17 protein-coding genes are annotated in these 20,153 nt (G+C 56.8%); 8 read left to right on the plus strand and 9 right to left on the minus strand.

Annotation, left to right across the window (positions count from 1 at the left end; translation table 11 throughout):
* Positions 1–70: 70 nt before the first annotated feature.
* Entirely contained in the window at positions 71–712 is a 642-nt protein-coding gene (locus H9I52_RS17895) for a T9SS type A sorting domain-containing protein (RefSeq protein WP_222940557.1), read from the minus strand.
* Between the two features lie 510 nt (positions 713–1,222).
* On the minus strand, positions 1,223–2,308 hold the full coding sequence (locus H9I52_RS17900; RefSeq protein ID WP_187454997.1) for a PAS domain-containing sensor histidine kinase: 1,086 nt from the start codon (positions 2,306–2,308) through the stop codon (positions 1,223–1,225).
* Positions 2,309–2,482: 174 nt separating this feature from the next.
* Here H9I52_RS17900 and H9I52_RS17905 point away from each other — a divergent pair, with 174 nt between their 5' ends.
* Both H9I52_RS17905 and H9I52_RS17910 read left to right on the plus strand, forming a co-directional pair.
* Complete coding sequence (locus H9I52_RS17905; RefSeq protein ID WP_187454998.1) at positions 2,483–3,121, plus strand: NUDIX hydrolase; 639 nt, start codon at positions 2,483–2,485, stop codon at positions 3,119–3,121.
* Between the two features lie 170 nt (positions 3,122–3,291).
* Positions 3,292–5,091 (plus strand): peptidase, encoded by a 1,800-nt coding sequence (locus H9I52_RS17910; protein ID WP_187454999.1) that lies wholly within the window; start codon positions 3,292–3,294, stop codon positions 5,089–5,091.
* A 100-nt stretch (positions 5,092–5,191) separates the two neighbouring features.
* On the opposite strand, the gene treA is transcribed toward H9I52_RS17910, so the two are convergent.
* From treA to H9I52_RS17925, 3 genes are all read right to left on the minus strand, one after another.
* Positions 5,192–6,754, minus strand: a complete 1,563-nt coding sequence (gene treA / locus H9I52_RS17915; RefSeq protein ID WP_187455000.1) for an alpha,alpha-trehalase TreA — start codon at positions 6,752–6,754, stop codon at positions 5,192–5,194.
* 61 nt (positions 6,755–6,815) lie between these two features.
* On the minus strand, positions 6,816–7,772 hold the full coding sequence (locus H9I52_RS17920) for a cation diffusion facilitator family transporter (protein WP_187455001.1): 957 nt from the start codon (positions 7,770–7,772) through the stop codon (positions 6,816–6,818).
* Positions 7,773–7,952: 180 nt separating this feature from the next.
* Complete coding sequence (locus H9I52_RS17925; protein WP_187455002.1) at positions 7,953–9,047, minus strand: ATP-binding protein; 1,095 nt, start codon at positions 9,045–9,047, stop codon at positions 7,953–7,955.
* 300 nt (positions 9,048–9,347) lie between these two features.
* Here H9I52_RS17925 and H9I52_RS17930 point away from each other — a divergent pair, with 300 nt between their 5' ends.
* Positions 9,348–10,679 carry an NAD(P)/FAD-dependent oxidoreductase gene (locus H9I52_RS17930; RefSeq protein ID WP_139515081.1) on the plus strand — a complete coding sequence of 444 codons (1,332 nt, stop codon included), beginning with the start codon at positions 9,348–9,350 and terminating at the stop codon, positions 10,677–10,679.
* A gap of 89 nt (positions 10,680–10,768) precedes the next feature.
* Here the strand turns inward: H9I52_RS17930 and H9I52_RS17935 are convergent, their stop codons facing one another.
* Complete coding sequence (locus tag H9I52_RS17935; protein ID WP_187455003.1) at positions 10,769–11,272, minus strand: phosphoheptose isomerase; 504 nt, start codon at positions 11,270–11,272, stop codon at positions 10,769–10,771.
* Positions 11,273–11,400: 128 nt separating this feature from the next.
* Here H9I52_RS17935 and H9I52_RS17940 point away from each other — a divergent pair, with 128 nt between their 5' ends.
* The gene (locus H9I52_RS17940) at positions 11,401–13,032 is read left to right on the plus strand and encodes an amidase (protein ID WP_187455004.1); all 1,632 of its coding nucleotides are present in this window, start codon (positions 11,401–11,403) and stop codon (positions 13,030–13,032) included.
* A gap of 92 nt (positions 13,033–13,124) precedes the next feature.
* On the opposite strand, the gene H9I52_RS17945 is transcribed toward H9I52_RS17940, so the two are convergent.
* Positions 13,125–13,577, minus strand: a complete 453-nt coding sequence (locus H9I52_RS17945; protein ID WP_187455005.1) for a hypothetical protein — start codon at positions 13,575–13,577, stop codon at positions 13,125–13,127.
* Between the two features lie 60 nt (positions 13,578–13,637).
* Positions 13,638–14,870 carry a BamA/TamA family outer membrane protein gene (locus H9I52_RS17950; RefSeq protein ID WP_139515086.1) on the minus strand — a complete coding sequence of 411 codons (1,233 nt, stop codon included), beginning with the start codon at positions 14,868–14,870 and terminating at the stop codon, positions 13,638–13,640.
* A 357-nt stretch (positions 14,871–15,227) separates the two neighbouring features.
* On the opposite strand from H9I52_RS17950, the gene H9I52_RS17955 reads away from it, so the two are divergent.
* The 4 genes from H9I52_RS17955 to H9I52_RS17970 all read left to right on the plus strand — a co-directional run bounded on the left by H9I52_RS17955 (position 15,228) and on the right by H9I52_RS17970 (position 18,367).
* The gene (locus tag H9I52_RS17955) at positions 15,228–15,860 is read left to right on the plus strand and encodes a helix-turn-helix transcriptional regulator (protein ID WP_187455006.1); all 633 of its coding nucleotides are present in this window, start codon (positions 15,228–15,230) and stop codon (positions 15,858–15,860) included.
* A gap of 82 nt (positions 15,861–15,942) precedes the next feature.
* Positions 15,943–16,980 carry a hypothetical protein gene (locus tag H9I52_RS17960; RefSeq protein WP_187455007.1) on the plus strand — a complete coding sequence of 346 codons (1,038 nt, stop codon included), beginning with the start codon at positions 15,943–15,945 and terminating at the stop codon, positions 16,978–16,980.
* A gap of 61 nt (positions 16,981–17,041) precedes the next feature.
* On the plus strand, positions 17,042–17,929 hold the full coding sequence (locus tag H9I52_RS17965; RefSeq protein WP_187455008.1) for a hypothetical protein: 888 nt from the start codon (positions 17,042–17,044) through the stop codon (positions 17,927–17,929).
* 18 nt (positions 17,930–17,947) lie between these two features.
* Positions 17,948–18,367 carry a hypothetical protein gene (locus H9I52_RS17970; protein WP_187455009.1) on the plus strand — a complete coding sequence of 140 codons (420 nt, stop codon included), beginning with the start codon at positions 17,948–17,950 and terminating at the stop codon, positions 18,365–18,367.
* A 70-nt stretch (positions 18,368–18,437) separates the two neighbouring features.
* Here H9I52_RS17970 and ettA read toward each other — a convergent pair whose 3' ends face one another.
* The gene (gene ettA, locus H9I52_RS17975) at positions 18,438–20,102 is read right to left on the minus strand and encodes an energy-dependent translational throttle protein EttA (RefSeq protein ID WP_187455010.1); all 1,665 of its coding nucleotides are present in this window, start codon (positions 20,100–20,102) and stop codon (positions 18,438–18,440) included.
* Positions 20,103–20,153 lie beyond the last annotated feature (51 nt).

Genomic DNA, 20,153 nt, shown 5'->3' on the forward strand with positions numbered 1-20,153 from the left:
ATATACAAAAAGCCCTTGGAGCTTGCGCTCCAAGGGCTTTGTAGTTATTTCAGCCAAAAGATCCGGTCTCTTAGTCGTGGGCCAGCGGCAACGATAGCGTGATGGAGCCACCGCGCACGAGCACCATGTAGGTGCTTGGCGGTAGGCTTTGCAAGTCTAGTGGGTGGCGCTGGGCACCGGCCAACGTCCGCTGCTGCACCACGCGGCCCGTTAGGTCCACAAGCTGCACGGTGTAGTCGCCTACGGGCAGCCCCGACAAATCGAGGGTGGAGTGGGCTTTGGCCGGATTAGGGTACAGGTCGATATCGCCTTTGGCATCCGCGTCGAAAAGCACCACCCGCACGGGGCTGTACTCGACTTTGCCATCGGCAGCCACTTCGCGCAGCCGGTAGTATATCGGTCTGTGCGACAGGTTACTAACGCCCATGTCGCGGTACGCATAATTGGCAGCTACCGAAGTGGCCCCGCGCCCGGCTACCGACACGACGGGCTTGAAATTTCGCCCATCCAGGGAGCGTTCCACTTCAAAATGTGCGCGGCTCTTTTCGGGAGCAATCGCCCAGGAAAGCAAGGCATCGTAACGAGCTGCCGTCACCTCGAAGCGCGCCAGATCGACGGGCAGCGCCTCCGTGTCGCTAGCAATGGACGCCGGATCGGTGCCGACAGGGCCTGCGGCCTGAAAAATAGCCGTTAGCGCGTCGTTTGGAGTCATGGCATGAGCAGAAGCTGCGCCGTTGTTACTCTTAAAAGCTTCAGTCCGGTGAGAGGCGACAAGGGGGTTTTGCTGGGCCAATACGGGTTGTAAAGCGGCTCCATAAGCCAAAGCCAGCAGCCCCAATCGGAGGTGCTGCACTGCGACCAAAGCCCTTGAAAGAATAGGCGGCGTTTTCATACAAGACTGGTTGTGAGCGAGAAAGAACGTAGGCGATTGTACCGTCTAAGTAACTGTACTCCTGCTCCATCGGCAAGGCCCAATGCAACCGATATCTTGAATGAATTACATTATCAACGAATATTCTTTTTCGGATTAAGTTATTTACCTAAAAAGTACTATAAATCCAGAAAAATATTTAGTAACATATTGCTTTACAGGGTGTTAGTAACGAGTTACAGCATAAACAATGCCCTATATTTACAAACCAGAATGCAAGCCCAGCAAGTGGGGTCGCTAGCTGCTTTTTATAAAAAAAACACTATTTTATATTCGTTTACGACCACCTATTTACTCTTTGGGTAGCTCTATGTAAAATGTCGAGCCGCGGTTTTCGGCGCTTTCAAACCAGATGCGGCCTTGGTGCAGTTCGACGATGGTTTTGATGATGGACATGCCCAAGCCCGTCGACTTTTCGCCCCGCAGGCCCGGCCGCCGCGCTTTGGTAAACTTTTCAAACAGCACCGATTGAAACTCGGCTGGGATGCCAATGCCGTCGTCCGCAACCGTGACCAGGATGGCCTTGGGCGGCTCCTCAAGCCGTACGTCGATGTGGCCGCCGTCGGGGGTGAACTTTATCGCGTTGGAAATCAGATTGTTCATCACCTGCATGAACTTCATGCTGTCGAGGCCGACGTACACCGGCGCGCCGCACGTGAGCAGCCGAAATTTCTTCGCAATGTTCTGCTCCGACTCCTGGTAGTTGCCAATCAGAATCCGGAGCCGCTCGGCCAGATCAACCCGCTCTTTTTTCAGATCGACGTTTACTGAATCCAGGAATTCCTGGTTTACGAAGTCACGGATCAGGTCCACGCTTTCGCCGCACGTCACGCCGATGATGCGGACCAACTCATTGATAGTAGGGTCGTTATACTGCACCATCTTTTCTTCGAGCCGCGTCGCCAGGCCTTGCATAAAGCTGAGGGGCCCGGCCAAGTCATGCGACAGAATTTCCAGGGTGGAATTCTTTTTCATGTTGTAGCGATGGGCATTTTCCATGTACTCTTTGTAGCCCGTAATGTCGTGCAGAAACCCTGTCAGCAGCACTTGGCCGGGCGTTTCTTCGGTGCGATGGGCCGTTACGCACAGCCACTGCACCGAGGCATCGTCGCGCTGAAGCCGAAATTCAATGCCTTCCATCAGTTCTTCGCCCTTCAGGAGCTGCTTGTAGCAACCTCTCAGATAGAGAAAGTCGTCGGGGTGCAGGCTGGCGATCAGTTCCGGCAAGTCTTCTTCGATGCGGCCGCGCCGGCAGCGCAGCACTTTCTCGTAGGCCTCGTTGAGGTACAGCATCTGCTTGGCAGTGAGGCTGTACACGAAAAAAACTTGGTTGGTCTTCTCGGCTAGGCGCTGAAAATGCGGAACAGAACTGAACATAGGGATAATACCTTGAAAATCAATCGACTATACGACAAATCACGTGAGGATCTTCCCTACTACGGCTGTGCTTGGCAAAAGGTAGCATACTTCACAGGCAAGGCCGGATAAAAAAATCCTCTCACCTTCGTTTTGGCTGCAACTGCCCTATTTTACCGCCCTTACGCTTCTTTTATGCAGAACACCGACTGGCTTTCCATTGCCCAACGCCTGCAATCGCTGGCGCAGGCGGGCCTTGCTTACAGCCACAACCTTTACGACACCGAGCGCTACGAAGAGTTGCGGGCTCTGAGCGTGGAGATCATGGCCCGGCTCACCGACGAGCCCGTCGAAAAGCTCACGGCCTTATTTGCCTCTGAAACCGGCTACCAGACGCCCAAGGTCGATGTGCGCGCCGTGCTGTTTCGGGGCACTGATGAAATTCTGATGGTGCAGGAGAAGATCGACGGCGATCGCTGGACGCTGCCCGGCGGCTGGGCCGACATCGGCTATTCGCCTTCTGAAACCGCTGTGAAGGAAGCCTACGAAGAAACCGGCCTGCATACCCAAGCCGTGCGCCTGCTGGCCCTCTTCGACAAGCGCCTGCATCCGCACCCCAAACCCGAGCCGTGGTACATCTACAAGTGCTTCATCCTTTGCCACATAACCGGCGGCGAAGTGCTCGCCAATACCGCCGAAACCTCCGGCTGCCGGTGGGTGCACGAAAGCGAAATCACGGCCTTGCCGCTGTCCGTCGACCGCGTTACGGTCTCGCAGCTGCGCACCCTGTTTGAGTTTGCCCGCCAGCCCGAAAAGCCCACGCTGTGCGATTAAGCCCGGATTTAAATACCTAATAAATATCTGATTATCAATTAGTTATAACAACAAGGAAAAAGTCCAGAACTTCGCTCTGGCAAAGGTCGGCTGCGTCGCGCAACGTCGGCCAGTTTTTTGCATCCTATTCTGCATGCTGTTCCCCACCTTCTCTCTCCTTTTTTAAGTTTATGAAATCACTTGTTAGCCTGAGCTTGTTGGCCGGCTTACTGACGGCGGCTGCGCCCACTCAAGCGCAAAAAGCCATGACCTACACCGTGGACATCGACCCTGCGGTGTCTACCAACGAATTTCGGGTGAAGCTGGAGCTGCCCAAGCTCAAGAAAGACCAGAACATCTACCAGTTTGCGGCTACCGCGCCGGGCACGTATCAGGTCATGGACATTGGCCGCTTCGTGAGCAAGTTTGAGGCGTTTGATAAAAAAGGCAAGCCCCTGGAAGTTAAGCAGTTATCGACCAACCAGTGGCAGCTCGCCAAGCCCGACAAAACGCACGAAATCCGTTACACCATCGCCGAGACCTGGGATTCGCCCATCAAAGAGCACCGCGTGTATCTGATGTGCGGCTCGTCGTTGGAGCAGGATCACGCCCTGCTCAACGGCCAGTGCCTCTACGGTTACGTGAAAGGCTTTCAGGATAAACCCCTGCGCATCAAGCTGAACTACCCGAAAGATTGGAAAATCGGGACGCCGCTCACCGCCGATGCCCAAGGCTACTACAACGCCAAAAGCTACGACCAGGCCGTTGATTCGCCGATGTTGCTGGGCCGCCTCACGGAAGCCAGCACCAAGCTCGGCGACGCCGAAGTAGCCCTGTATAGCTACTCCAAAACGGACCTGATCAAGGCCGAGCCGCTGTTGCAAAACATGCAGCAGATGCTGCAAGCGGCCCAAAAGTTTTTGGTACAGCTGCCCGTCAAGCGCTACACGTTCCTCTATCATTTCGAAGACCGCAACGCCGGTGCCTGGGAGCATTCCTACAGTTCGGAATACGTGGTGAACGAGTCGCCGCTGACGCCCGAAAAAGCGGCCAGCATCACCAGCACCGCAGCCCACGAGTTTTTCCATGTGGTGACGCCGCTAAACATCCACTCCGAAATCATTGAGCACTTCAACTTCGTGCAACCTACTGGCTCTGAGCACCTTTGGTTGTATGAAGGCACGACCGAGTGGGCTTCGGATATGATGCAGCTCCGCGGCGGCCTCATGTCGCTGGACGAATACCTCGCCCAGATGAGTAGCAAAGTCGCCTACGACCATCTGCAGGCTGACACCACGTATTCGCTTAGCAAGCTAGGCCTTAACTCGTTCTCCGACGAAGGCCAAAAGCAGTACGGCAACATCTACCAGCGCGGCGCCCTCACGGCCGCCCTGCTCGACCTGCGGTTGTTGGAGCTTTCGGGTGGCAAGCGTGGCCTGCGCGAAGTGGTTCTGGAACTGACCAAGAAATACGGTCCTAACAAGCCCTTCAGCGAGAAAACGTTCTTCCAGGAACTGACTCAAATGACGTATCCGGAGATCGGCGATTTCCTCAAGCGCTACATCCAGAATGCCGAGCCCCTGCCCCTGGCCGAGTACTTTGGGAAAGTCGGGATTCAGTATACGCCGGTGCTGCACACGGGCCGTAAATTGGCTACGCTGGGCACAGGCTTTATGCCCCGCGACGGCCAACTGACGTTCACACAGGTAGGCGCACCCCTCAAAGCCAGCGGCATCTCCGACGGAGACCAACTCGTTGCGTATCAGGGCAATGCCGTAACGCTGAACAACGCCATGCAGACGTTGGGCCAGGTGAAAGCCAGCAAGCCCGGCCAGGAAGTAGAACTGACCATCCGCCACGACAGCGCCGAAAAGAAGATCCGCTACCACTTGCAAGAGCAAGACGAGGTGAAGCGCTACAGCTTTACCCCAATGCCCAACGCCACGCCGGCACAACTGGCGCTGCGCAAAGCCTGGATGACGAATCTGTAACTGATTTAAAGCTAAAAAAACTGGCTCCCCTCCTTAAAAAAGGAAGGGAGTCAGTTTTTTTAGCTTTAAATCATTAATAATCAAGGCGTTGAGTCAGCAACTACTCTACCTTGTATTGGTCCATCATCTTGAGTAGCACGCCGTTGGTCCAGCCGAAACCATCCTGAAGCGGATATTCGCCGCCGCCGGCTTTTAAGTGGGTATCCAGTACATTGTATTTCTCCATCAGCTTGCCTGTTTGTTGGAACACACTGACGTTCAAATCGATCCAGCGGGTGGCAACGGTGCGGGCTAGTTCGCGCTGGTTGTAGTGCTCCAGGCCATCGACAGCCATCCATTGCAACGGGGCCCACGCGTTGGGGGCGTCCCATTGCTGCCCGCTAGTGTTGGCTGTCGTGACCAAGCCGCCGGGCTTCAGGAAGTTGGCCTTCATGTACGTAGCGGCCCGCGTGGCCTGCGTGGGCGTAGCAATTTCGAAGCTTAGTGGGTACGCCCCGGCCAGCGAGTAGACAGGCGAACGCTGTTTCAACTTGAGGTTGTAATCGACGAACCAGCCGACTTTCTCATCCCAGCAGTAAGCCAGAATGGCCTTCTTGCGCTGTTGAGCACGACTCTGGAAAACCTTGACTCGCTGTGCGTTGCCCTGAATCTGGTAAGTCTTGGCAATCGTATTTTCCAGGGCGTAGAGCAGGCAATTCAAGTCGACGGGCACAATGGACGTCGTTTGAATGGTGCCCAGCTTGCCGGAAGGGCCCATCCAACGGGTGCTGAAATCCCAACCGGAAGCGGCGGCGGCGCGCACGTTGCGATAGAATTCGGCAGGCGGCTGCGGGCTCGACTTAGCATTGGTCACGTCGTCGGCATACGACTCTTCGCGGGGTTGGTCGCTGGTATCCCAGTACCGATTCAGGACTTCGCCGCCGGGCATGCGCACCGCGCGAAGGCGCATGCCGCCGGGGGCCAGCGAGTCGGCGCCGGCCATCCAGTACGCGTATTCTTTCAGCAATTGTGGCTGGTAGCGCAGCAGCGTTTTTTCACCTTCGTCCTGCGCCAACAGATTGACCATCAGGGCGAAAAACGGCGGCTGCGAACGCGTGAGGTAGTACGTGCGGTTGCCGTTCGGGATAAAGCCCAGCTTGTCGATGAGGTAGGCGAAGTTATCGACCATGTTGCGGATGACCGGCGTCCGCTTGCTTTCCTTCAAGCCCAACATCGTGAAGTACGAATCCCAGTAGTACACCTCGCGGAACCGGCCGCCGGGCACAATGTAGGGGTGCGGCAGCGGCAGCAACGACGAGTAGCGCAGGGCGGCGGTATCGTCCTGGCGGCGCTGCAACACGGTCCAGAGTGTGTCGACGTGCCGACGGATGCCACCAGTTATATTGCTCTTATACTGACCGTTAGCGGCGGCCGGTGCTGTAAAATAAGCCTGCACAAACTGCCGCAGGTCGAAATCCGGTTTGCCTTTTTGCTCGGCATAGGCTTTCATAATCTGCGCCGGGCTTTGCTTGGGCAGGGCATCCACAAACGTTTTGTTGTCGGGGTAGACGTGCGCCAGCTGCACCGCTTCAAACAAGCCCGGATACAGCTGCCGGGGCGAAGGACGCTGGGCCTGCGCCGCCAACGCCAGGCAAGTCAGGAAAAAAACCAGTATTCTTTTCATGCGGGGTGGGCTTACGGGGTGATCGACAACCTACAAAAGGCAGGACAGAAGAGGGCAAAATTTACGAATTCTCGGACTTAGCTTCATCAACGGTCAGAAAAGCAGGCTGAACGAACACGTGCTTGATCTCCGGGTATTGGTTCCGGATGGCAGCTTGCAGGCGATTGACGGCCTCGGTGACTTGCGTAGCCGAGTATTCGGGGTGAAACGCGACCTCAAGCACCACCAACAACTCCTGCGGGCCAAGGTAGGAAGTCATGGGGTCGGCGGCCGAAACCACGGCTTCGTCGGCACGAGCGAGGGCGGCGACCTGCGCGCGGAGGGCAGGCTCGGCGGGTTCGCCCAGCAGTAGGCTTTTGCTTTCGCGAATGAGCAACACCGCTATCACAATCAGAATCAGGCCGATAACTATGGAGGCAATGCCATCCAGGGCGGTGTTGTGCAGGAGATGGCTCAGCAGCACTCCCAGAAAAGCAACGATGAGGCCGAGCAGGTCGGCGGCATCTTCGAAGAGCACTACGAAGGTGGAGGGGTCCTTGCTGCGCCGAAAGGCCGACCAGAACGAGCGGTCGCCGCGCTGGGCATTAAAGGTGCGCAGGGCCAGCAGAAACGACGAGCCATCGAACAGAAAAGCCAAGCCCAGCACCACATAATTCCAAGTGGGGTCGCTGAGGGGCGAAGGATGCCGCAGGTGCTCAACCCCTTCGTACAGGGAAATGCCGCCGCCAATGGAAAAAATCAGGATGGAGACAATGAACGACCAGAAGTACAGCTCGCGCCCGTACCCAAAAGGGCGGTGGTCGTTGGCAGGGCGCTGACTTTTGTTCAGGCCCAGCAGCAGCAGCCACTCGTTGGCCGTATCTACCACCGAATGAATGCCTTCCGAGAGCATTGCCGAGCTACCCGTGGCGGCTGCGGCCACAAATTTGATGATCGCGATGGCCAGATTGGCGGCCAGCGCCCCGTAAATAGCGATGCGGGAGGACGGAGCAACGGGCGTATCGGGTGGAGTAGCCAAAGGATGCGGAGGTAAAGCCAACTGCCGACGCCGGTCCGTCGGACCAAAACACAACGTCGCAAGCAGGAGAGTAAGAAGATTGAATCTTGATATAGCTAGTACGGCGCCACGGGCAAACGGACTTACCCGCCCCGCGAATATTACTCAAGCCGCTTGCCGACTACACACATTAATTGTAAATCAATTACTTACATTGATCGGCAATTTGATATAAAACGTTGTGCCGCGGTTTTCGGCGCTTTCAAACCAGATGCGGCCTTGGTGCAGCTCGACGATGGTTTTGATGATGGACATGCCCAAGCCCGTCGACTTTTCGCCCCGCAGGCCCGGCCGCCGCGCTTTGGTAAACTTTTCAAACAACACGGGCTGGTACTTGGGCGGAATCCCGACGCCGTTGTCCGACACGGTCACGAGGGCGTATTCCTGATCGGGCTGGGCCACGCTTAATTCGATGCGACCGCCATCGGGCGTAAATTTTATCGAGTTGGAAATCAGGTTGTTGATGGCCTGCATAAACTTGTTGTTGTCCAGCTCCAGATAAATTGGGTTGGCCGGTGCCCGAAACTCGAAGTGCTTGGCGATGTTCTGTTCCGATTTCTGGTATTCCTCCAGCACCGCGCGCAACGACTCGACCAAGTCGGTGCGCTCGCGGCGCAGCTCCACGTTGGCCGACTCCATGAACTCGTTGTCGACGAAATCCTGAATAAGGTTGACGCTGTCGCGGCAGGTCACCTGAATGATGCGCAACAATTCGTTCAGGTGGTTGTCGTGCAGAACCTCCGCTTTTTCGCTGGCGTATTCGGCCAGCTGTTGCACCAAGTTAAACGGGCCCGCCAAGTCATGCGACAGGATTTCCAGGGTGGCGTTTTTCTTCGCGTTGAAGTTGTCGGCGTTGTCGATGTACTGGCGGGTTTTGGTAATGTCCTGAATATGCCCCGCTATAAACTTCTTATTGTCAGAAACTTGCACGAGATCGGCCGTAACACACAACCACTGCGTTGTGTCGTTGGGGCCTTGCAGCCGCAATTTGGCATCTTCCACCAGTTCACCGGCCACGACTTGGGCAAACAAATTGGCGGCGTGTTCCTGATCGTCGGGATGCAGCCGCGCCAGCAGACCAGGCAGCTCCTCGTTTACGCGTTCGACCTTACCGCCCAACAGGCGCTCGTAGGCCGCGCTCACGTACTGCACCTGCCGGGCCTGTAGCTCGTAGGCAAAATACAGCAGATGACCGCGCTCGGCCAAGGGCTGGAACAAAGCCGCAAAATCAAGCATAGGACAAAGTATAATTGCTCTTGCGAATACGGTAGTTCTTGGCAGCCGTTTCAGAGACGTGCTCGCCCCAACATAAGTATCTAATTATTAATGGATTACCTATTTACTCGTTTTTCTACTCGGCGACTCCACAAGTAACTTTCAGCTGGCTTTTTGCGTGGCAGCCCAGCAACTTCGCAACTCTCTGCCAGCGGCCTGCACCATCGGAGGCGTTTGCTGCGTAGAGGGTTGCGGCGCCGCGCTGTACCAAAGCCGCGGGCCGCCGTTGCTGCGCTTTACTTCACTTATTTACCTGTTGCCATGGAAGGTTTGGCCAAAATAGAAGACTTGGGAAAACCGCGCGTTGTGATTGTGGGCGGCGGCTTTGGCGGCCTGGAGCTGGTCAAAGCCCTGCGGCACGTCGATATGCAGGTGATTCTGATCGACAAGCAGAACTACCACACGTTTCAGCCGCTGCTCTACCAGGTCGCCACAGCCGGCCTCAGCCCGGACGATATTGTGTCGCCGTTTCGCAAAATCATGGACGAGCAGGCCAATTTCTACTTCCGGCTGGCCGAGGTACAACGCGTAGACACGGTGGCGCAAGTGGTCGAAACGTCCATTGGCTTGGTCAAATACGATTACTTGGTTGTTGCGACCGGGGCCACTACCAACTATTTCGGCGACGAGCAGATGCAGCGCAACTCCATCGCCATCAAGAGCGTGGAAGACGCCATCGAGCTGCGCAACACGGTGCTGTCGAACTTCGAAAAGGCCCTGCAACTCGGCGACGAGGAGCAGATGAACAGCCTGCTCGACTTCGTGATTGTGGGCGGCGGCCCCACGGGCGTCGAAATTGCGGGGGCGCTGAGCGAGCTGCGCAAGCACGTTTTCCCCAAAGACTACAAAGAACTGGATTTCAAGCAGATGGATATTCATCTGGTGCAAAGCGGGCCGTCGCTGCTGAAAGGCATGTCGGAAGAAGCCGCGCAGAAATCATTGGAATACCTGCGCAACTACGGCGTCAACGTGATCCTGGACCGGCGCGTGAAGTCGTACGACGGCTACACGGTCACGCTCAATACCGGCGAAACGCTCATCACGCGCACCCTGATTTGGGCCGCCGGCGTGGCGGGCGCACCCATCGACGGCATTCGCAAAGAAAGCCTGCTGAAAGGCGGCCGCTACCAGGTAGATGAATATAACCGCGTGGCTGGCTATGAGAACATTTTCGCCCTCGGCGACATTGCCGCCATGATTACTCCGGCCACGCCCGAAGGGCACCCGATGGTGGCGCAACCCGCTATCCAGCAAGGACATCTGTTGGGGCAGAACTTCGCCCGCCTCCTGGCCAAGCAGCCGCTTCAGCCCTTCCACTACCACGACAAAGGCGCCATGGCCACCATCGGCCGCAACCTCGCCGTGGCCGACGTGAAACTAATGGGCAAGGATTACCGCACGCAGGGTTTCCTGGCGTGGCTGATGTGGACGTTTGTGCACTTGATCTCGCTGATCGGTTTCCGCAACCGGCTGTTTGTGTTGCTTAGCTGGACGTTTAGCTACTTCAGCAACGACAAAGGCCTGCGCTACATCATCGGCAAGCGCCGCGAGCCCATGCCCGTCGAAGCCACCACGGAAAAGGCCATTGTGTAGCTATGTAGCACCGAGGACTTACCCTAAAAGCCACAGACCCCGTATCGGCGGATACGGGGTCTTTTTATAAATAGCTATAAACCAACCTGTTATCTACCAAAGTCATCCTGTACCCGCACTATGTCATCCTCGTTGGATGGATTTTGGGCGTCGGTGTGCTGCCAGATTTCGGCCAGCACGCCCCAGTCGTTGAGGCCGACCAACCGATGGCGCTCGCCCTGCTTCAGCGTGATTAATTCGCCGGGCTGGTAAGTCCGCACGGTGCCTTCTTCGTCGGTTGGGCTGGTTACGACGCCCACGGGGCCTTGCAGCACTTTCCACACCTCGGCGCGGCGGTGATGGTATTGCCACGAAAGCCGCTTCTCGGGCGCTACAATCAGGATTTTGGGGCTGAGTTTGCCGGCAATCCGGAGCTGCTCGACGGGCAGGCCGTTGAAATAGGTGTCGGCAAAGGCAGGGGCCTGGTCTTCGCTGATCACAAAGAACCCACCCCAGGGCCGGGTTTGATCTTGCCGGTCGATGTTGAAGCCCTGTTGCTTAAGCTTCTGTTCGGTTTCCCGGAAAATGGCTAGCTTTTGCGTGTCTGTGCTCATGGAGGAAAGGCGGGGAAATGGACCCGCGGCTGAATTTTAACAAGTATAGCGCAAGATTACCAAAACCAGCACCTGAACCGATCGGTAGGAGGGGAAGATCTTTCTATCTTACTCACAAAAAAAGACCGATGAACCGAAGAATCTTTTTACGGAATGGCTCCCTGGCTGGCCTGGCGCTCTCTACCCTTTCCCTTAGCGCTTGCGGCTCCGGCGCCCCCGAGCAAAAAGATGCCGCTGCTGCCGATACGCCTTCTAGAAAGCCTGAGAAATTCGAGCTTGACGAGCTGACCATCAACGAGTTGCAGGACAAGATGCGCAGTGGCGCCTACACCGCGCGCGCCCTTACCGAACATTACCTCAAGCGCATCGAGGCCATCGACAAGGGTGGGCCGCAGTTGCACTCGGTTATCGAGCTTAACCCCGACGCTCTCACCATTGCCGACTCGCTGGACCAGGAGCGCAAAAACGGCAAGGTGCGCGGGCCGCTGCACGGCATTCCGGTGCTCATCAAAGACAACATCGACAGCGGCGATAAGATGATGACCACGGCCGGCGCATTGGCGCTAGTGGGGCACAAAGCCACGAAAGACGCCTTCATTGTCAAGAAGTTACGTGATGCGGGCGCGGTGCTGCTGGGCAAAACCAACCTCAGTGAATGGGCCAACTTCCGCTCCACACATTCTACGAGCGGCTGGAGCGGGCGCGGCGGCCAGACCAAAAACGCCTACGTGCTCGACCGAACGCCCAGCGGCTCTAGCGCGGGTTCGGGCGTGGCGGTGTCAGCCAACCTGTGCGCGGTGGCCATCGGTACCGAAACCGACGGCTCGGTGGTGTCGCCCTCGTCGTCGAGCGGCATTGTGGGCCTCAAGCCCACGGTGGGATTGCTGAGCCGGAGCGGCATTATCCCGATTTCGGCCACCCAGGATACGGCTGGCCCCATGACCCGTACCGTCCGCGACGCGGCCATTCTGCTTGGCGCACTCACGGGCGTCGATCCTGAGGATGCCATTACGAAGGAAAGCACCGGCAAAGCGCAGACTGACTACACGAAGCTACTGACTAACAACGCGTTGCAAGGCAAGCGCATCGGCGTAGAAAAGTCGCATGTGCAGGGCAATCACCAAGCAATTCCCGTCTTCAAAAAGGCGCTGGAACTGCTAAAAAGCCAAGGCGCCACCGTGGTGGAAGTGGATATTGTGAAGCCGATCAGTGCCATTGGCGAAGCCGAATTCACGGTGCTGCTCTACGAGTTTAAGGACGGCGTAAACAAGTACTTGGCCACGGCCAACGCGCCGGTGAAAACGCTGGCCGACGTGATCGCTTTCAACCAAAAAAACGAGCCCAAGGCCATGCCTTACTTCAAGCAGGAAATCCTGGAAATGGCCGAGAAGAAAGGTGACCTCAAGAGCAAAGAGTACCAGCAGGCGCTGCAAAAAGAGGTAAGCACCGCTCGCCGCGTGCTTGATAACGCCATGAAAGACAACAAGTTGGACGCCATCATCGGCATCACGTCCGGGCCAGCCGCCTGCATCGACCTTATCAACGGCGACTACTCCACGGGCCTTGACTTTTCGACGCCGGCTGCCATTGCCGGCTACCCGCACCTCACTGTGCCGATGGGCCAAGTATATGGCTTACCCGTAGGCATTTCGTTTGTGGGCCGAGCCTACCAAGAGGCAGAGATCTTGGCACTTGGCTACGCTTACGAGCAGGCATCCAAGCACCGAACGGCCCCTACGTTTCGCGCGACTTTTATCTAATCGACCTAGTATATAACTATCACATTGCGAGGTAGTTATATATTATCCTAAGCAGCCGCTTTCTTCGCCTCGGGCAGAGCGGCTGCTTGGGGTTACATGATGGCGCTCTGGCTGAGTTCGTGCTGCTCTTCCAGCCGGCAATTGTCCAGCCAGCTCATGGCTATATGTTCTTCCACGAAGCGTTGCACACGGTAAGGCCGTCCGTCGAAGTAGGTAAGGGGCGGCACGGTGGCATCCGCTTCCAAATCGTTGAGGTGGCTGGGGGCAAACAGGTAGGCTAGGCTTACTTTGCTGCCCAGGCGCGGCGCCAACTGCGGAAAAAAAGTTTGCTGCATCCAAGGCGTTCCATCTTGGTTGGCGTGGTCGCGGCGGCGCACATCCACCAGCCACCGCCGACAGTTCTGGCTCACGGCTACATCGAGCAGGTCGTGGTAGCCTTGCTGCATCTCGGAGGGGGTTGTCTGCCGCATCCACCGCCCCACCAGCACATTCAAATCAGACCGAAATACGATCTGGAGGTATTCCTCGGAGGGCAAAGTCAGCATACGGCACGGGGTTAAGTGCTAAAGATAGGCAATGAAGAGGCGCCCCTCCCCCAGCCTGGGTCAGAATACTTCGCCTACGTTGAACGACAACGCCCGCGAGCCGTCGCTGCCAAAGCCATAGTCGACGGCCAAGTTGGTTCGCGATAACTTGTTCATGTTGAGGCGCAAGCCCAGCCCGGCGGCCGGCGCGACCTTATCGAAACGCCAAGCCGACGCCGACGGCTCCGACACCGTTTGCACGTTGGTAAACACCACCCCGCCCAGCAGCCGGTTGTGTGTAATGCCGAAACGATATTCGGCTTCGCCGTACAGCAGGTTTTTGCCCCGAAAACGCCCCTGAATAAAGCCACGCCCCAAGTTGTTGTAGGTGTCCCAGCCCGTACTGGGCAAATCCAGGAAGGGCGGCGTGCCGTGCAGCGTCAGGGCATTGTACGACCATAAGGCCAGAATATTTTTCGACTTCGGGCGAAGGTGCAGGTAGTGGCGCGCATCCAGCAGCAGCGTTTGGAAGTTGGTATTGCTGCCCAGCACCTGCAGGTTGGGGCGCACCAGCAGGTTCACGTAGGTGCCGCCGTCGGGGTTGATCGCGTTTTCGCGGCTGTTATAGAGCAAGTTCAGCGATACGCCCGACGAGACCGTGGAGCCGCGCACCCCGTGATGGTAGTCCGAAATCTGGTACACCTCCTGCTGAACGGTGTGGCTGTCGATGTTCCAGTGGTAATCCAGCTGATAGCCCAAGCCCACATAGAAACTCGTTTTCAGTTTCCGCAGAACGTTCTGATACACACGCAGATACTCATAATCCATGAGCACTGCCCGGCTGGTGGAAGTGTGCATGCCTAAGCCGTAGGTGCTCTGGGGGTAGTGCATCACGCGCCAATCGCCTACCCAGTTGACGCCGTTGTCTTGCCCCCAGATCGACGAGGTAGCATTCAGCAGCAACTGCTTGTTTTGCGTCACCGACAGGGCTGCCACAATTGTCGACATATTGGCCTGGGGCTCGTGAAACGCAACGCTGGTGGCCACTTGTACCAAGCCGCGGGTCTGGAGCGTGTAGCCTAAGGTGGGAATGACGGCCACAAACTTGTGCCCTTCCTGCAACGCCAGCGTATCACGGTTGACGGGATGCAACCGCGGAACCAGTCCATGAATAACATCGGCCAAATCGCGTTGGGCCGCATCCACAGTTGCCTGACGCCCAGAAGCAGCCGCCACAGTATCGACTTGGGCATAACTCGTATTCGCTGCAACCAGCAGAATGCCAAGAAGTATTACCCGAAAAATATAAAGCATGACGCTAGTAATACAGCCTGGCCACAAGTCCTTTAACTAAGTGGGACACGAAAGCAGGCAAAATGTTTTGCATCGCGTGGCGCCAGTGCCCTATTCGTACGACGTGGCCACAAGAAATAAGCAGTTGCAAAGATCACAAAGGTTTGTTAGTAAGCGAAAAGACCTTGTTGCTCGATTGCATAGGGGCATTGATATACAATTACTTATATAGTTAAAAATGAAGATTACATTGAGTAGCTGCTGCCAATTCTTACGGGTCAGCAGCAAATTATACCCGCCCCGATTACCGTATCACTCCTATTGCTTTCGGTTTATTCTGGTCTTCTTCCCATTATTCTATTTTATCGATACAGTTCTATGCTCACTTCTTCCAAAGCTGCGCTTATTGCGGCAGCGCCCACCCTGCACCGCCAAGGCTTGTTGTTTACGCTGCGCGACACTTGGCCCGACCTTTCCATCACTCTCACTCCTGACCCGGCCCGCCTGCCCGAGTTGCTGAAAGCCGGGGGCTACAACTTAGCCATCCTCGACCTTCCCCTGCTGGGCCCAATTCCTCCGGTGGTGCTGGCTCACCTGCGCCTGCTATACCCGCGGGTGCCGATGCTGCTGCTTACCGGCCAGCGGTTGCAGCCAGCCCTGCGCCAGCACCTCACCCAAACCGGATACACCCTGCTTTGCCGCCATGCCACTCCTACTGAAGTAGTTACGGCCGTGCACGCGCTTCTGATTCGGAACGAAAGCCCGAGCAGCTTCCCGACTGCACAACCGACCGGCCGTCGCGAGCAGCCCGGCACTGCTTTCAGCGTTCGAGAGTTGGATGTGCTCCGCCTCGTAGTAGCCGATTGCTGCAACCGCGAAATCGCCGATCGGCTGTGCCTGAGCGTGCGCACCGTGGAAAGCCATCGGCGGGCACTGCTGCAAAAGGCGGGCGCCAAAACGCTGGTTGGGCTGGTGGTGCAGGCCGTACGCGAAGGCTGGGTAACCGCCTAAGATTCAGTGCTGGCACTGAGGCGCGCTGGCCCTATGTTCCTCACGTTTAGCGCAGTAGTCGAATCTGTCGCCGAGCGTAGGTATGCTGAATTATCCAATTCTTGAAATAGCCATTTCGCTCATCTTCATCTATTTGGTATTCAGCCAGATAACGCTTTCTATCAACGAACTCTGGGCCGGCTATTTCAACTACCGGGGCAACTACCTGCACAGCCATCTGGTGCAATCTATCGGGCCGATTTACACTGATGGCCTTTACAGTGACCCAACGGTTTCGCAGCTCATGCTCCGGCCCAAGCGCTGGCCTCCGTACGTCAGCCAACGGTTGTTTGCGCAGGCCATTATCAATTGGGTAAGCGAAAAAGCGCCCGCGCCGCCGGCTGGCAGCCCACCGCTGGCGCGGTTTGCGGCCGGCTTGGCTACGGCTCCGGGTGGCGCGGGCAGCCGTTTCGATGCCTTGCTGCAAAAGCTACTGGCCAGCGCGCAAGGTGCCGTTTTGCCCGCCGAGCAACTCCAAGCCAACTTAGAAGACTGGTACAAGGAATATTGCCTGCGCCTGACTGGCTGGTATAAGCGCGACAATCGTATCTGGTTGCTAATCACAGGGTTAGTGGTGGCCACTATTGGCGACGTGGATACCATTCGTTTGACCAAATTCATTGCCCGCGATACCGCCGTCCGCAATACGCTCGTGACGCTGGGCGAGAGCCGAGCCGCCGAGCCCCGGCCCGTAGAGACGCCGGGCGTAGGTCTGCCACCCGCTCAGGCCGGCTCGGGAGCGCAGCCCCCACCGGAGTTCACCGTCACGGCACGCCAGTCGGTGGATACGCTTCGCAAGGAATTGCTAGCCATGCAGAAAATCGGGCTGCCGATGGGGTTTGGGCAAGCCTTCGACCGCAAAGCCGAAGCCAAGCTGACGAACCTGCCCGAAGATTTGAAGCGCCGCGATGCCAACGGCGATTACAAAAACACGAGCGTAATCATCTGGATGTTATTTGGTTGGCTGCTCACCGGCCTAGCGATGATGGTTGGAGCGCCCTTTTGGTTTGATGTGCTAAATCGCTTCGTGAACATCCGCAACCTCGGCCCGAAACCAGACACTCCCAACGAGGAGCGCTGAAGCAAGTTGGATACTCAAAAAGCGCCCCACCCCGCAGGCAGTCACCTTTTCATGGCTTTGTATGAAACAGAAGACGAATTACCCGTTGTGCAGCCGATGGATTGCGCTGGCGTTTGGGCTACTGAGTGGCTTCCTGCCAAGCTGTGCCAATCTGGAAGCCGTGCGCGAGTTCGCCAAAACCTCGGCGGCCACAGCTGATTATCAGCAGATTGTAACAGATTATGTAGGCTCACCAGCTCGACAGAAGCTCTATCAGCCAGCCCGGTTTGCCTCTACCCTCGACGAAATAACCCGCGCTCGTACCGCCCAGCAGGCCCGATTGGAAGGCGCCCAAACGGTGCTGGTGCAATACATGAGCGCCTTGGGCGATTTGGCGGCCGATGACCTTCCCGTGGTCGATGCGGAGTTGGAAGGACTTTCCGGCGCTCTTACCGATGCGAAGTTTATCGGGGAGGGCGACCGGGCAATCAGCACTGAAACCGCAACTGCCGCCGGCACCATCGCGAAAGTGCTGCTGCGGGCGGCGGCCGATCATTGGCGACAGCGTCAGATACGAACCATTGTGGAGCAAACCGACGCCAGCCTTCAAACCGTAGTCAAAGGCTTGCAAACTATTGTCCTCAAGGATTTTAGTCTGTCACTCGATCAGGATTCGGTTGCCGTCGAGAAGTATTTCGGGAAAATAAAAGCGGCTGCTGGCACGCTTTCCGACCCCGATGCAGTGCAGCCGCTCGCCCGCGTGGTGGAAGTAGACCACATGGCCCGGATCCGGGCACGCCGCGTGAAGCTGCAGACCTATGCCCAAGTTCTCGATCAGATAGGCAAGGGACACGCCGAACTGCGGCGCAACGTGGGCCAGCTTAAAGGCAAAGCCTTGAGTCAACGGATGAAGCTGTACGCGCAAGACCTGCGCAAGCTCTACAAGGCCTTTGCCGAATTGCAGTCTTAACCCCAAAACCCGGTAGCCATGCCTATTTCAGCAGACCAGGCCCGCGACCTGGCCAAAGCATTTCTCGACGTTTCGCACCAACTGGGCGTGTTCCGATTTGCCAATTGGGCCAGCCTGACTCCAGCCCAAAGGCAACGCATCGAAGATACTGAGTGGGATTTACTCAACTATTCCAGCAGCCTGGTAACCAGCGCAGTAGGCATTGCACTGGATGACATGCAGCACGACCTCGATACCATCACGGAGGCTACTGCAAAAGCCAAGAAAGCGGTCGAAACCATTGATAAAGTCAAGGACATCATCAAAGTCGCGACGGCAGTAGTAGCGCTTGGCGGCGCCATCGTTTCCAAGAATCCGAAAGCCATTGTGGGCGCCGCCAAAGACCTTTTGGCTACGACCAAAACGCTGGCCAAGAGCCCGGAAGAAGCGCCCGAATAGCCTGGCGTGAACAAAGCAAAAGGGCGCCTCTCGGTGAGAAGCGCCCTTTTGAGTTTGTTTATAAGTACTTCTACTGCAACTTCTTATACCGCACGCGCTTCGGCTCTACGTCGCCTAGGCGCTTCTTCTTGGCTTCTTCGTAGTCGGAGAAGTTGCCTTCAAACCACGTCACTTCCGAGTCGCCTTCGAAGGCCAGGATGTGCGTCGCCAAGCGGTCGAGGAACCAGCGATCGTGCGAGATGATGACGGCGCAGCCGGCAAAGTTTTCTAGGGCATCTTCCAAAGCCCGGATCGCGTTGACGTCCAAGTCGTTGGTCGGTTCGTCGAGCAGCAGCAGGTTGGCGCCTTGCTTCAACGTCATGGCCAAGTGCACGCGGTTGCGCTCGCCGCCCGAAAGGCTACCGACTTTCTTTTCCTGGTCGCCGCCCGAAAAGTTAAACTTCGACACATAAGCCCGCGAGTTCACGGGTCGGCCGGCCAGCAACATGGTTTCGGTGCCGCCCGTGATGGTTTCAAATACCGTTTTGTTTGGGTCGAGGGTTTCGTGCTGCTGATCGACGTAAGCCGTTTGCACTGTGCCACCGACTTCGAACGTACCGGCATCGGGCTTCAGTTGGTTGGTAATCAGGCGGAATAACGTGGACTTACCCGCGCCGTTGGGCCCGATAATGCCCACAATACCGCCCTGCGGCAGTGAAAAGGACAAATCTTCGAACAACAGCTTGTCGCCAAACCCTTTTTTAAGTCCTTGAGCATCAATTACTTGCCCACCAAGGCGTGGGCCGTCTGGAATGAACAATTCCAACTTCTGCTCCTTCTCCTTGGCGTCTTCATTCACCATCTTGTCGTAGCCGGCCACGCGCGCCTTGCTCTTGGCTTGGCGCGCTTTGGGCGACATGCGCACCCATTCCAGCTCGCGCTGCAACGTTTTCTGACGCTTGCTCTCGGTCTTTTCTTCCAGCGCCAAGCGGTTGGCCTTCTGCTCAAGCCACGACGAATAGTTGCCTTTCCACGGAATGCCTTCGCCGCGGTCCAATTCCAGAATCCAGCCGGCTACGTTGTCGAGGAAGTAGCGGTCGTGGGTTACGGCAATGACGGTGCCTTTGTACTGCTGCAAGTGCTGCTCCAGCCACAACACCGATTCGGCGTCGAGGTGGTTAGTAGGTTCATCAAGTAGCAGTACATCAGGCTCTTGCAACAGCAACCGACACAAAGCCACGCGGCGCTTTTCACCACCCGACAGGTTGCCAACAACGGCCTCGCCGGGCGGGGTGCGCAGAGCGTCCATGGCGCGCTCCAACTTGCTGTCGAGGTTCCAGGCGTCGAGTTGGTCGAGGCGCTCCTGCACGGTGCCTTGGCGCTCGAGCAGCTTGTCGAAATCGGCATCCGGGTCGCCGAAGGCTTCGTTGATTTCGTCGAATTCCTTCAGTAACGCCACAGTTTCGGCCACGCCCTCCTGCACGATCTCCATCACGGTTTTGGTGGGGTCGAGGTGCGGCTCCTGCTCGAGGTAGCCCACTGAGTAGCCCGGCGAAAACACGACTTCGCCCTGAAACTGCTTGTCGACGCCGGCAATGATTTTCAGCAGCGTCGACTTACCCGAGCCGTTGAGGCCGAGCACGCCGATTTTGGCGCCGTAGAAAAACGACAGGTAGATATTCTTGAGAACTTGCTTCTGAGGCGGGAAGATTTTGCTCACGCCGGCCATCGAGAAGATAATGGTCTGATCGCTCATAGGGAAGGGTAAAAGGTGGTTTTGGTGAGGTGTAAGGAGGCGGCGCTGCAG

It is taken from the genome of Hymenobacter sp. BT491, from assembly GCF_014349165.1.
Lineage (GTDB): Bacteria > Bacteroidota > Bacteroidia > Cytophagales > Hymenobacteraceae > Hymenobacter > Hymenobacter jejuensis.